General features: G+C 52.6%; 11 protein-coding genes. 4 read left to right on the top strand and 7 right to left on the bottom strand.

Annotated elements, in window-relative coordinates:
• Window positions 1-365 precede the first annotated feature (365 nt).
• The 5 genes from N7U68_RS00900 to kce form a co-directional block, all read right to left on the bottom strand.
• A complete protein-coding gene (locus N7U68_RS00900; RefSeq protein WP_263046650.1) occupies window positions 366-1,961 on the bottom strand; it encodes a choline dehydrogenase in 1,596 nt (531 codons plus the stop codon).
• Window positions 1,945-3,417 (bottom strand): aldehyde dehydrogenase family protein, encoded by a 1,473-nt coding sequence (locus N7U68_RS00895; RefSeq protein ID WP_263046781.1) that lies wholly within the window; start codon window positions 3,415-3,417, stop codon window positions 1,945-1,947. The genes N7U68_RS00900 and N7U68_RS00895 overlap by 17 nt, the downstream gene beginning before the upstream one ends.
• Window positions 3,418-3,487: 70 nt before the next feature.
• Window positions 3,488-4,639 carry an aromatic ring-hydroxylating oxygenase subunit alpha gene (locus N7U68_RS00890; protein WP_263046649.1) on the bottom strand — a complete coding sequence of 384 codons (1,152 nt, stop codon included), beginning with the start codon at window positions 4,637-4,639 and terminating at the stop codon, window positions 3,488-3,490.
• Between the two features lie 186 nt (window positions 4,640-4,825).
• Window positions 4,826-5,680: an alpha/beta hydrolase gene (locus N7U68_RS00885; protein WP_263046648.1), complete on the bottom strand. Its 855-nt coding sequence runs from the start codon at window positions 5,678-5,680 to the stop codon at window positions 4,826-4,828.
• A 35-nt stretch (window positions 5,681-5,715) separates the two neighbouring features.
• Window positions 5,716-6,651 carry a 3,5-dioxohexanoate:acetyl-CoA acetone transferase gene (gene kce, locus N7U68_RS00880; protein ID WP_263046647.1) on the bottom strand — a complete coding sequence of 312 codons (936 nt, stop codon included), beginning with the start codon at window positions 6,649-6,651 and terminating at the stop codon, window positions 5,716-5,718.
• A gap of 123 nt (window positions 6,652-6,774) precedes the next feature.
• Here kce and N7U68_RS00875 point away from each other — a divergent pair, with 123 nt between their 5' ends.
• The gene (locus N7U68_RS00875) at window positions 6,775-7,341 is read left to right on the top strand and encodes a carboxymuconolactone decarboxylase family protein (RefSeq protein ID WP_263046646.1); all 567 of its coding nucleotides are present in this window, start codon (window positions 6,775-6,777) and stop codon (window positions 7,339-7,341) included.
• Window positions 7,342-7,395: 54 nt separating this feature from the next.
• Here the strand turns inward: N7U68_RS00875 and N7U68_RS00870 are convergent, their stop codons facing one another.
• Complete coding sequence (locus N7U68_RS00870) at window positions 7,396-7,803, bottom strand: PaaI family thioesterase (protein ID WP_263046645.1); 408 nt, start codon at window positions 7,801-7,803, stop codon at window positions 7,396-7,398.
• A gap of 149 nt (window positions 7,804-7,952) precedes the next feature.
• Between N7U68_RS00870 and N7U68_RS00865 the strand changes: the two genes are divergently transcribed.
• Window positions 7,953-8,648, top strand: a complete 696-nt coding sequence (locus tag N7U68_RS00865) for a GntR family transcriptional regulator (protein ID WP_263046644.1) — start codon at window positions 7,953-7,955, stop codon at window positions 8,646-8,648.
• A gap of 61 nt (window positions 8,649-8,709) precedes the next feature.
• Here N7U68_RS00865 and N7U68_RS00860 read toward each other — a convergent pair whose 3' ends face one another.
• A complete protein-coding gene (locus tag N7U68_RS00860) occupies window positions 8,710-10,308 on the bottom strand; it encodes a phytoene desaturase family protein (RefSeq protein WP_263046643.1) in 1,599 nt (532 codons plus the stop codon).
• Between the two features lie 281 nt (window positions 10,309-10,589).
• Between N7U68_RS00860 and N7U68_RS00855 the strand changes: the two genes are divergently transcribed.
• The gene (locus tag N7U68_RS00855) at window positions 10,590-10,988 is read left to right on the top strand and encodes a nuclear transport factor 2 family protein (RefSeq protein WP_263046642.1); all 399 of its coding nucleotides are present in this window, start codon (window positions 10,590-10,592) and stop codon (window positions 10,986-10,988) included.
• A 279-nt stretch (window positions 10,989-11,267) separates the two neighbouring features.
• Window positions 11,268-12,881, top strand: a complete 1,614-nt coding sequence (locus tag N7U68_RS00850; RefSeq protein ID WP_263046641.1) for an ABC transporter substrate-binding protein — start codon at window positions 11,268-11,270, stop codon at window positions 12,879-12,881.
• Window positions 12,882-12,972 lie beyond the last annotated feature (91 nt).

Genomic DNA, 12,972 nt, shown 5'->3' with positions numbered 1-12,972 from the left:
TGTCATTCGGCAGCCAATATTGGCTCTGAAACAATTTCGGTGCAGCTTAGGGGTTCCTTCCCATCCGGGCGCTGCGACGAGCCGGGCTCTGAGCAGAGTAGAAACGCCGTTACTCGCGAGGCATTTCCTTTAACCTCCCAAATCTGGGAAGCAGGAGAGGTTTATGTCGAAGGACCAACGCAAGATTGTGCGCAAGTTGCGGATACTGCGACATGCGAGAGAGATCGGTGCCGACTTGATCGTAGTGGGCACTTACCCATGCGATGAAGAAAAAGCCGATGCGGCGCGCGCTGTTTCTTTCGGAGATGGACGCGGTAGTGTCCTGGCATCGGTTGCTACGGTTGACCGAGGGACACTAGCGAACGTCATTGTCCGTCTAGAACTTTATCGACCAGCTTTTCCGCCATCATCAAGGTTGGTGCATTGATATTTCCGCTGGTCACTGACGGAAAAATCGAGGCGTCAACCACCCTCAAGCCTGAAACGCCGCGAACGCGGCCCTCCGCATCAACAACTGACGCGTCATCAATCCCCATGCGGCACGTTCCGCAAGGATGATATGTAGACTTCAGATTTTGCCTGATGAATTCGTCAATCTCATCGTCTGTTTGCACCTCGATTCCAGGGCTCAACTCCGGGCCCCTGCAGGCATCCAGAGAAGGTTGAGCCAAAATCACCCTCAGCTTTCGCACGCATTCTCTGAGTTCGTCCAGGTCCCCGGTGCGAGCGAGATAATTGTAATGAATTGCGGGCGGGCGTTCGGAATCTGTGCTCTGGACAGTCACCGTACCGCGGCTTCGGGGCCTCAAGAGCATCGCGGTGACTTGAAACCCATGCACCCGCGCCTTGGAGGACCCATCAGGTTTGGCCAGCAGCGGTACCAATACGTACTGAACATTCGGTTGGGAAAGCTCGTCATTGGTTCTTATGTAACCAACCGTTTCGAAGTGATTGGTGGCACCCCATCCGGTTTTACGAAGGATCCACTCAATGCCAATTATTGCCTTTTTGGGGAAACGCAAAGCCGGTGAAACCGTGATAGGTTGGTTTGCCTTGTGTGAAATGCTGAAATCCACGTGGTCGTGCAGATTCTGTCCCACTTCCGGGCTGTCGACAACAACATCAATCCCGAGCGACGCGAGCTGTTTTGCGGGACCGATTCCAGACAAGACAAGTAATTTGGGAGAGTTGATAGACCCCGCGCTAAGAATCACTTCCTTTGCGCAGAAAGCCTGCTTTGTTTGCCCGTTTTTTCGGTACTCAACGCCTCTTGTACGGCCATCAGCAAACAAGACACGATCAACCATCGCCTCCTTCTCGATACGCAGGTTCTTCCGACTGCGTATCGGATGGATATAGGCTGTTGCTGCGCTGACACGACGCCCCTTGTGGATCGTCTGGTCGTTCAGTCCGAAACCTTCCTGATCCTCGCCGTTTGTGTCTTTGGCGATTGGATAGCCGGCTTGTTCTGCGGCAGCCAGGAACATTGATTGCAAAGGACTAGAGAGTTTGGGAGCGGTCACATTGACCGTGCCGGAGCCCCCGCGATAGTCGTTCGCTCCCCCGCTGAACGTTTCGAGTTTCTTGAAATAAGGTAGACACTTTTCATAAGACCAATCTTCGAGTCCATGCTCAAGCGCCCAGGCATCGAAATCCGCACGATGCCCGCGCACAAAACTCATCGCATTGATAGAAGAAGAGCCCCCCATCACGCGCCCGCGGTAACAGGGCGCTGTACGCCCATTCAGGTGCTGTTCCGGTTCGGTCTCATAGCCCCAGTCGAATCTGCCCTTTGTCATGGCCTGGGTGAAGGCGGCGGGCATATTGATAAATAGATGATTGTCATCTGGCCCTGCCTCAATCAGCAGAACCCGATGCTTGCCGCTGGCTGTCAGCCGGTTCGCCAGAACGCATCCGGCGCTACCAGCACCTACGACAATATAATCAAACTCTTGGGTCATTGTTGGGGCCCGATGTGCTGGAAAGCTCTTTGCGAAAATTGACATTCACCGATTTGAGCTGCGTGTAGGACAGCAGTTCATCAATGTTGCCTTCACGTCCGTTACCGCTCTTTTTCCATCCCCCGTAGGGTGATCCGTGTGGGTAACTCACGCTGCCATTGATCTCGACATAGCCCACTTCCAGGGCGTCCGCGGTCTGGTGAGCGGTCTCCAGGTCGTCCGTGACAAGCACGGCAGTCAAACCATATTCGACACCATTTGCAATTGACACCATCTCGTCATGGTCTTCCCAATCAAGGACCGTAATAACCGGACCATAGATTTCCTCTTGGGCGATCGACATATCCGGCCGGGCGTCCGAAAAGACCGCCGGGGTGACAAAATTCCCGTTCTTGAGAGCGTCATCTTCGGGAATTGTGCCGCCGGTGAGCAGTTTGGCGCCTTCGGATTTCCCAGCCTCGATGTACCCCAAAATGCGTTCGAAGAGCGGCCTAGTCGATATCGCGCCTATTCCACTTTCGGAATCCGTAGGCAGGCCAACACGCACGGCTTTGACACGTTCAACAAGGGCATCCAGAAACGGTTGTTTAAGTGACCTATGCACAAGTACGCGGGAGGTTGAACTACAGGAATGCGACTGGCATTTGAAATTCATGCCCGAGACGGCGATGTCAGCCGCAAATTCGGGGTTGGCATCGGGAAATACGATCAGGGCATTTTTACCACCCAATTCCATGGTCAGGTTCTTGAGTGACGGGGCCGCAGCTTGGGTGATTAGAACGCCCGCTTCTGAGCTGCCTGTCACCGCCAACCGATGGACATCCGCATGCGTTACAAGTGGCATGGAAACACGATCATTATCGCCCGTGACGACGTTAATGACCCCCGGAGGCACGATATCCTTGATAAGCTGCGCGAATACGAGGGCCGAAATCGGCGTATGGGGTGACGGTTTGGCCACCAGACAGTTCCCCATCAACAATGGCGCAGCCAATCCGGTTCCAAAAGCCTGAATCGGATGATTGAAAGGCAGAAGCTTTGCGACCACGCCGAACGGTGATCTGCGAGTATAGTGCAGGTTGGCATCAAGCTGCGTCACCTCACCTTTGACTTCGCTGGCCGATCTGGAAAGATTGTCAATCACATCAGCGGCCCATGCCGCGTCATGTTGCATTGACGAAAAGACGCTTCCTGAATCAAGCGTATCGATATAGCCAAAATCTGCAGAGTGCTCCCGCAACACCTGCCCGATTTTCTGGACGATTTCCTGACGCTCGCTAAGAGGACGGGCCGCCCAGCCTGGCTGAGCCGCCTTGGCGGCGGCTACAGCCATATCAACGTCTGCGGGCGAGGCGTTCGGGTACGTTCCGACAACTGATCCAGTAGCCGGATCAATAGATTGGCGTGTTTCGGATGTGGCTCCGGTCGTGAGTTGGCCATTTATCAAAAGGCACATCTCCTGATCCAAAAGCTTCCGGCAGCTCCTACTTATCGGCTCAGTCGTCATTTTACTTGTATCCTACGATCTACAATTTTCGGGCAATGTATTTGGTGAAGTCGTTGACTTCCCGCTCAAGCCAGCTCAGCTGACCTGACCCGCTCAGGTCACCAGCAGTGCCTTGCTGCATCCCTTCGACGACGAAGCGATCTTCTTCCTGAACCTTGGCCAAAAATTCGCGGATTTCCCCCAAGGAAGCATCCGGATCCGAAAGGTTTTCCAGCACTTCCGGAGCGATTGCAGCACCGTGGCGAATGCGCACTTTGTCAACGCCAATGGGCTGGATCGAAAGATACCAAAGGTGATCAGGTGCCAAAGAAAACATATGGCTTGGGAATATGGTCGGCAAGACGCTTGTTATGCGCCATTTCCCTTCCAGAGAGGTATTTGAAGGGTGTGCTGTGCCGACAGGCGCTTCTTTGTCCTTGGTATAGGTCTGATACGTGAAGTTTTCGTCCGCTTCATCGACGTCAGAAAATTCTGTCTCATCAAGCGGGCAGAACGCGCCAACCGTGGCCTTGTGTGCCACTGGAAGGTGGTAGCCTTCCATGAAATTTTCTGCGAGGAGCTTCCAGTTACAATTCCATACAGTGTCTTTCAGCACAATGCCGACATAGTTTTCGCAGTTGTACCGCTCGATAAGAGGCGTGAGATTTGCAAGCTTCTCATGCACCGGCCGCGCATTAGGATTCAATGTCAGATAAATCCAGCCATGCCATATTTCACTACGGATCTCAGGGAGACTGATGTCTTTTTTGTTAAAGTCATCTGTCTTGTTCATATAAGGAGCACCGATCAACTGCCCTGACAAGTCATAGGTCCAGGCGTGATAGGGGCAAACGATGCGCTTACATGTACCTTTGCCCTCGAGTAGAAGCATCATGCGATGTCGGCAAGTGTTCGAATAAGCTGCTACTTCACCATCAGGTCTGCGGGCGACAAGCACTGGCTCGTCAAGGATTTTCCAAGTTAGATAATCTCCAACATTTGGAATATCTTGTGTGCGCCCGACACAAATCCATCCGTCTTTGAAAATCTTTTCTTTCTCAAGCTCCAAAATGGATTCTGACTGATACATTTTGCGAGGCATGGCTTTCGCCTGGCCCAATGGCTTTGCAGCGTTCGTTTTGAGCTCCGTAAGAATGTCATTTACGGAATTTGTTATTACGGTATGTTCCATGGTTTTGACCCTTCACGTTTGCCAAATTCCCCAGCCTAACTTGGCCCTGCATTTGATCTGACCAAATGGCGATCAGATTTTACCCACTTGCCTCAGGCTGGATTTCAGGTGATGATCGGACACACAAAGACCAATGTCAGTTGCGTAGACGTTGCCCATCTCAGAGCCCTAACGTTACAAAATATCTCAACGCAGCCAGGCGAGCGTTTTCCGGAAAATTTCACTTTCTGAACTCGACAGGCGATTCACGACACCGAAATGATCGACATCAGGCTCGGCGTATTTTTCGATCGGCGCTTCGAATGTCGACCACTGCGCCACGAACTCGTCGGCCTGCCAATGGAATTGGAGCGTTTCGCCGCCTCCCAGAGTGACTAGAATTGGTGCTGTCGTTGCTGGACGCAGGAATTGCGGACTAAGTGCCTTGGCCTTACTTTCATCAAGATGAAGCGCATCGTTGATGGTTGTTCTGAGCAGTGGCTCGAGCTGGAAAAGACCACTGATCGGAATGCCTGATTTGATCAGGTTCTTGGGAACATCCAAATTGAAACTCGGCCAATCAGTTGCAAGAGCTATGCCGGTAAGGTGCCCGCCAGCCGAGTGACCCGAAACATTGATCCGGTCTTTGTTGATGCCTTCGGCAGCACCATTTTGCCACAGCCAAACAAGAGCAGAGCGAATTTTGCCTGCCATCGAAGCCATCGTCGCCGAAGGACACAGGTCATACCCGACGATAGCGACATCCACCCCGGCCTTGAGGAAAGATTCCGCGACAAAGCTATACATGGCCTTGTCACCGCGCTGCCAGTAGCCGCCATGAATGAAAACAAATAGCGGGGCTTCCTTTTCACCACACAGGAATAGATCCATCAGATCCTTTTCGCCCGGCCCGTATCTGCGATCGAGCTTTACCGTCGCGTTCTTTCGCGAAGCGGCGCTTCGCTCGGCCCAGGATTGGCTCAGCTCGGCAAAATCCGACCTGAGAAGGCGAACATCATATCCGTGCTCAAGGGTCGAATCTACAGGAATGGTACGTGTCATCTGGTGTTCTCCGCTGGTAGTGGCGATTTCCAACTTTAGAAGGCAACTTGCGATGCGCCTTTGAGCGCCAGCCTTGTCCGAGCCTCTGCGGGCGTTGCGATCTTCAGAGACAGATCCTCCAGGATGCGCCGAATTTTCGCGACCTGCTGAGCGTTTGTCTCTGCCAACACGCCCCTCGAAATGAACAAGCTGTCCTCAAGGCCAACCCGGACGTTGCCACCCAGATTGCCGGCAATCGTTGCAAATGGCATTTGATTGCGCCCCGCAGCCAATACGGACCACTCGTGATCCTCGCCAAAGAGTTTCAGTGCTATTTTCCGCATGTGGAACAGATTGTCACCATCCGCACCGATTCCGCCAAGCAGACCAAATACAGTCTGGATAAGGAACGGCGGCTTTATCAGGCCCCGGTCGGCAAAATGGGCCAGATTGTACAAATGCCCAACATCGTAACACTCGAATTCGAACCGAGTTCCGCAGCCATCGCCGAGCTTCTTGAGAATGATCTCGATGTCCGCAAAAGTGTTTCGAAAGATATAGTCCCGGGTCATACCCAGAAATTCAGGCTCCCACTCGTGCTTCCAATCCTGGTATTTCTCCAACAATGGATAAAGGCCAAAGTTCATCGAGCCCATATTTAGCGAAGCCATCTCAGGCTTAAGCTGCAATGCCGCGGCAAGGCGTTCTTCGACAGTCATCCCCGGACTGCCACCGGTACTCACATTGATCACAGCATCTGTTTGCTGCTTGATGTCGGGCAAAAATTGCAGCCACGTATCCGTGTCCGCCGTTGGCTTGCCATTCTCAGGATCTCTGGCGTGCAAATGGATGATGGACGCGCCCGCTTCCGCGGCACCTACCGCTGCGTCGACGATTTCACCAGGCGTAATGGGCAAATGAGGCGACATCGTCGGAGTGTGAATGCTCCCCGTCACCGCGCATGTGATAATCACAGGCTTCGAACTCATCATTGCCTCCTTTAACTCATTTTAAAAATTGTCTACCAGACAACCAGACAATATGGCAATATATATTTTCCTTGTTGTCACTGAAAATAATACAACCCCTGAACGCAACGCCGGGAGGCAGGCCGCATGAGAAATAAACCCTTGGAATACAAGTCTCTTTCAACAGCGCAAAAGCGGGTCTACGACCAGATTTCCAGCGGCCCAAGAGGGCGTGTTGGGGGGCCTTTTCCGGCCCTTCTGTCGACTCCAGAAATTGCCGACCGTGTTCAGGCGCTCGGAGCATCACTTCGCTTCGACGGCAAGCTGCCCTCCCATATCCGCGAGATCGCCATTCTTGTGACATCGCGTCACTGGGATTGTCTGGCAGAATGGAACGCTCATGTTCTTATCGGCCAAGCCGAAGGGCTCGATGAAACGGTGATCGAGCGCATCGCAAACGACAGCCCCCTGCTCGCCCAGCCATCGGAAAATGCACTGACCCGCGATCTGTGCAAGGAGCTGCTCGAAACCCAATTCATCAACGATGACCTCTATGAACGCGCGACCCAGGCATTCGGCCAAGATGGGCTGGTCGAGCTTGTCACTATCGTCGGTTATTTCGCTATGTTGTCTATGATCCTAAACACATACGAGGTGGCCCCAGAGAGTGACTATCAAAACATTCCGGATCACCTTCGCTTACCGAACGTTTGATCCAGCGAAAATTTTAAGCCGCCCTACCCCGAAGTTGATGGTAAAATGGAGCAGTCACTTCAACAATTTTACAGTCGAGGTTGCCGTCGCGATGAGATGATTTTTTTGATAAAGCTCCCCCGCCAGAAACGCGATGGACCTTCCCCTGTGAATGACTTTGCCCTTCGCCAGCATCGGGCCGGGCCGTCCTGCCGACATGAAGTTAACCTTGATTTCAAGCGTTGCGACCATCTTGCAAACGTCAGGAACGCCAATCACGGAATAGGCCATCACGGCATCCAGCATGCCCGTAATATACCCGCCCTGCACGACATCACCGGAATGGCAGAACATCTCCACTGCTTCGAACTCCATATCCAGCGTTTCGTCACTTTCGCTAAAAGCGACCGCGACACCCCGCAGCGTCGCCACCGAAGCTGGCCAATCTGCATTCAATCTTTCCAGGATAGCATCGTTACCCATCTGGTGCTCCTTCATTCCACGATACGGTGTTCAAAGTTGATTTCGGGTGCCCAATGTGTTTTTTTCAGGCGATTGGTTGAAACCTGTCTTCCCGGCGACCGAAGGCAAACGCAGCGGACACAACACATAGAAAAGCAAGGAAAAACAACGTGAAAAGCGATATAAAGAGCCTTTCGAAACTCAGAGTTGATCGTTCGCAAGACACCATCCACTCGAAAACGGTCAATGTTCTGAGAGCCGCAATTCTTGAAGGATCCTTTCGCCCGGGAGAGAGGCTGGTTGAGCGTGTATTGTGCGAGACGACCGGCGTTGGCCGTAGCTCCATCCGCGAAGCTCTTCGGCAATTGGAGGCTGAACACCTGATCGAATACACGCCACATAAAGGCCCGTTTGTCGTCAGCATTACCGCCGAAGATTTGCAGGAAATCTACGAAATGCGCGAGGCTGTCGAAGGACTTGCAGTCAGGCTTTTCACCGAACGCGCCAGCGATGATGTTGTTGCACAGCTGCCTCAAATCGTTGATCGGTATGATGAGGCGATGAGGCACCAAGAGATTGAGACCATTCTTAAGATTACAGATGAGTTTTTCAGTGTGCTTTTCGACGGTGCCGAAAATAAGTTAGTTTCCTATTATTCAAATATTCTTCACGCAAAGATCAGATTTGTTCGGATGACAACCACTTACCGCCAAACGGACGCACAAAAAAACAAGTACATACAAACATTCAGGGACATAGCGAACGCTATACAGTCCAGGGATGTCGACCTCGCGGTTGCCGCAAGCAGACGGCACGTGCAACATGCCGCCTCGGTTGCCATATCTGCGTTTCAGAAACAGGACTGATTTGCAGATCTGCTACGCATTCCTCTTTGACGCCCTCCTGAAAAGCTGCAACGAAATTTCGCTATGCAACCCGCAACGCCTTGAGGTCACTGATGATCTTTTGGCTGGCATTGTGTCCAGGCACGCCGCTTACGGTTCCACCCGGCCATGTACCAGAGCCGCAAAGATACAATCCGGGGACCGGCATTTGATAGGATGCCCATCCGGGAACCGGCCGAAGGCTGAACATTTGAGCCGGCATCATGTCCAGGTGCATGACGTTGGCATCTCTCAAACCATATTCCTGTTCAAGATCTTTCGGGCTGAGGAACTTCTTGTCGATAATCAGATCCTTCAGGTTCGGCATGTACTCGGACATCACATCAATGCAACGGTTGCCAAATCGATCACGCTCTGTCTCCCAATCCCCTTCGGCCAGGTCGATCGGCGCGTGCCATACATTTGCACTCAAAATATGCTTTCCGGAAGGTGCCATTTCCGGGTCTGAAACTGACGGGATGAGTCCCAGAATAATCGGATCCTTTGATGCACGCCCGTATTTTGCATCGTCATAGGCGCGCTCCATGTAATCCAAAGATGGCGACAGCCTGAACTGACACCCGGCATAGAGGCGCTCCATTCCAGCAGGCGCAGCCGACATCACCGGCAAGCCCTCCAAAGCCAGAGCTATTTTGAACGCCGACCCTCTTTTGGGGAGTTGGTCAAACGGATCGATGAACTCCCTTTCGAGGCCATTGCAATCCAGCAAATCGACCATTGTCGTTTTGGGGTGAAGATTGGAAACGACAACTCGCGCCTCTATGAATTCACCTGTTTCCAGTTCCACGCCCTGAATCGCGTTCGCGTTTCCGACAATCCGTGACACCTCACAATCGGTGCGCACGACGCCCCCATAAGCCTCGAGGGATGCGCGCATTGCCTTGGTAACGCTACCCATTCCACCAATCGGCAATCCTGTTGATCCTCTCAGGTACTGTTTGCGGGGATCGTGATCATCGCTTGTGCCCCCGGAAGCAAGGGAGAAGGGACGCATCATCAACAGATAAGGGCTACCCGGCGTCCTGGGGCCTACCATATTCGATGTGACACTGATTGCAGCGATTACCGCTTTCAGCTCTTCAGATTCCAGCCGACTATCAAGAAGATCTTTCAGACTGCCAAGAAATACCTTGGCAAATGCGTCTTCGTCTTCGTCTGTTTTCAAGCGCGCCATCACATCGCGCAGCCTCGGCGGGTTGTCGAACAGGGATATGCCGATGCGACGACCGAAATCGTTCAGATACTCAAAAAACTCGGCATATGCAGTGACATCTTTTTTCGAGAACTTCGCAATTTCATCGGCCGTTTTTTGGCGATCACGCCAGGCAACCATGGCGCGACCATCCGGAAAAGGAACGACCAGGGATGGATCAGGCCGAGTAAACTCAAGGCCAAACTTTTTCAATTCCAGGTCCAGCACGACTTTCGGCTCGAGGGACCCCGGTGAGTTGGGGATCGACCCCCTGAACCCCTTGAAGAATTCGCGGTCCGCACTCAGACCTCCGACCACAGAGCGACGCTCAAGCACAAGCACCCGTTGCCCTGACCGAGCAAGGTAACCGCCACAAACAAGGCCGTTATGCCCACCGCCAACAATAACTACATCAAACTTCGCACCCATCTACCCGTCCCTCTGTGGTCATCAAGTAGCCACCTGATTAGCAGACAATCAGACGAATATTCAAGGATTAAGTCAGAATCTGACCGCATATTTGGGCGTATGCTGCAAAATATTCTGATAACTCTTTGTTTTTCAATCTATTTAATAAACTTGTATTTTTGTCTGTTAGTGTGATAATAAGATTGCTACGAGCTTTGACCTGCAGGCAGGGCATGCGGCTCGAAGGGTAACCGGCTTGACCTTACAGATAACCTTATGGCCGCCTATCTAAGAGAACGATTATGACTGAAACACTCACCGAAACACCAACGACCGTCACGCATGAACTTCTGGATGCCATTGGGGATGCATTTAACAGCAATGATATTAATGCGGTTATGCCCTATTTTGCCCAGGATGCCGTTTTTGACCACGGCGCAGGGCCCGATGCCCACGGCATCCGCTTTGAAGGATATGCCGCCTTGGAAAAAGTGTTCGGCACGCTTTTTGAAAGTGTCGAAAACGTTCATTGGAAAACCCTCGATGCACGCATTGCGGGAAACAAAGCCTATTGTGAGTATCTGAGAACCGCGCGTCTCAAGGACGGCACGGTGCAGGAATACCAAAGCGTGGACATCTTCACATTTGAGGATGGATTGATCGTTTACAAAGATACGTATTCCAAAAACAGGAGCAGTTGAGGCGCTCTTTCGGCTTTTTCGGGTTTTCATACTGTCGCTCACAAGAGAGCCGCCGCTACGATTTCCGCACCGCAACATGCGACCAGTCAACGACATCGGATCGCGTAGTGGAGCCTGCAAGCCGCTGCTCCGCAAGTGGGAATTCTGCACGCTGGCTGTGCTTTCGGGAGGAAAGTTGCCAACTGAGCGGAGGTTGCAAACCCCTAAAGCCAGGCGCCACGGGCCCGAAAGGCCATCAGAAAATTACAAACTATCGTCAATGTACTGGGAGGATTCGATATGACGACGCTTAATGACAACACGGTGCGTGACCGCATCATATCTGCGGGGCGGGCAAGAAAGATATCAAGGCGCAGCTTCATGGGCCATGCCTGTGCAACGGGCCTCACCGCGACAGCGGCATCTACACTCTGGACTTCACAGGTTGCCGCCTCGACCCCTAGCCGGGGTGGCACATTCCGCGTCGGCGTCCATGATGCCAACACATCTGACATACTGGATCCAGGTCTGTACAATTCCTATTTCACGGTTCAGCTAAGCCACGCGTCTCGTAGTTACATCACGGCTATCAACCCGGATGGTACGCTTGGCCCGGACCTTGCTGAGAGCTGGAGCGCGTCGCCGGATGCAACTGTCTGGACCTTCGAATTGTCCAAGAACGCGACCTTCCACGACGGACGCCCCGTGACATCTCGTGATGCGATCGCATCGTTGCGCCATCATATGCGTGAAGGATCCAGCTCAGTCGCCAAGCCACTACTGGCCAGCGTGAAGGACGTGAGAGCCGATGGAGATCATACCCTTATTGTTGAGCTGAATGAGGGTTTGGCGGACCTGCCTTATATCATTAACGAATATCACATTGCGATTGTGCCTGCTGACGCTGATGGAAATGCAGATTGGCAGAGCGGCATAGGCTCTGGCCCGTACAAGATTGATAGCTGGGAACCTGGCATCGGAGCAAGTCTTACGCGTCATGAAGGCTGGCACGGCGAAGGCGGCTGGTTTGACGCGGTTGAGCTGATAGCAATCAATGACCCGAATGCACGTCAAACAGCGCTGCTATCCAACGATGTCGATGCCGTGAGTTCAGTCGATGTAAAGACGTTGAGGCTGCTCAGCCGGCGCCCCGGAATCGAAATCATCAACCTGCCATCGGGTTCGACAGTCACGTTGCCGATGATTGCATCGTCTGCCCCCTTCGAAAACAATCATATCCGCATGGCAATGAAACATGCGATTGACCGAGAAGAGATGATCGAAAAGATCCTCTTTGGCACGGCGACATTGGGAAATGATTTTCACATCTCTCCCAATATGCCCTATTATCCAACCGATATTCCGCAACGTCCCTATGATCCGGACAAGGCAAAATGGCACCTGAAAGAAGTCGGGCTAGACAGTTTTGACACCAACCTTTCCGCATCGGATTCCCTGATGTCAGGCGCTGTCGACTTTGCCACGCTTTATGCAGAACAAGCCCGACCGGCTGGAATCAACATCAAGGTCGTGCGTGAGCCAAACGATGGATACTGGTCCGATGTCTGGCAAAAGAAACCTTTCGTGTTCGCGAAATGGGGTGCGCGGCCAACGCCGGACTCCATTTTCTCTCTCATCTATGAATCAGGCTCAAGCTGGACAGAAACCTTCTGGAGCCACGAGCGGTTCGATTCGCTGCTGCGGCAAGCCAAGGGTGAATTGAATGATGCCACGCGTTCCGAGATGTATCGGGAAATGGCTATCATCTCACGGGATGAAGGCAGCACGGTCATTCCGATGTTCACAAACTATGTTTATGCCATGAGAGACAGCGTCGCTCACCATGACATAGTGAGTAACTCTTGGGAGCTCGACGGAGCGCGCGCTTATCAGCGCTGGTGGTTCAAGAGCTGATTGGCGAGTAAAAAAAACGAGGACGTCATTGGTTCGGTTTCGCGCCAACGGCGGGCCTCGTTTTTGCACGTGACAAAATGCAGGTTACCCC

This window comes from Roseovarius pelagicus, from assembly GCF_025639885.1.
GTDB lineage: Bacteria > Pseudomonadota > Alphaproteobacteria > Rhodobacterales > Rhodobacteraceae > Roseovarius > Roseovarius pelagicus.
This window is presented reverse-complemented; position numbering and strand designations above follow the sequence as displayed.

Excerpts from the sequence above, each read along its gene's own strand:
- N7U68_RS00900 (WP_263046650.1), bottom strand. The coding sequence starts at position 1,961 with ATGACCCAAGAGTTTGATTATATTGTCGTAGGTGCTGGTAGCGCCGGA.
- N7U68_RS00895 (WP_263046781.1), bottom strand. The coding sequence starts at position 3,417 with ATGTGCCTTTTGATAAATGGCCAACTCACGACCGGAGCCACATCCGAA.
- N7U68_RS00890 (WP_263046649.1), bottom strand. The coding sequence starts at position 4,639 with ATGGAACATACCGTAATAACAAATTCCGTAAATGACATTCTTACGGAG.
- N7U68_RS00885 (WP_263046648.1), bottom strand. The coding sequence starts at position 5,680 with ATGACACGTACCATTCCTGTAGATTCGACCCTTGAGCACGGATATGAT.
- kce (WP_263046647.1), bottom strand. The coding sequence starts at position 6,651 with ATGATGAGTTCGAAGCCTGTGATTATCACATGCGCGGTGACGGGGAGC.
- N7U68_RS00875 (WP_263046646.1), top strand. The coding sequence starts at position 6,775 with ATGAGAAATAAACCCTTGGAATACAAGTCTCTTTCAACAGCGCAAAAG.
- N7U68_RS00870 (WP_263046645.1), bottom strand. The coding sequence starts at position 7,803 with ATGGGTAACGATGCTATCCTGGAAAGATTGAATGCAGATTGGCCAGCT.
- N7U68_RS00860 (WP_263046643.1), bottom strand. The coding sequence starts at position 10,308 with ATGGGTGCGAAGTTTGATGTAGTTATTGTTGGCGGTGGGCATAACGGC.
- N7U68_RS00855 (WP_263046642.1), top strand. The coding sequence starts at position 10,590 with ATGACTGAAACACTCACCGAAACACCAACGACCGTCACGCATGAACTT.
- N7U68_RS00850 (WP_263046641.1), top strand. The coding sequence starts at position 11,268 with ATGACGACGCTTAATGACAACACGGTGCGTGACCGCATCATATCTGCG.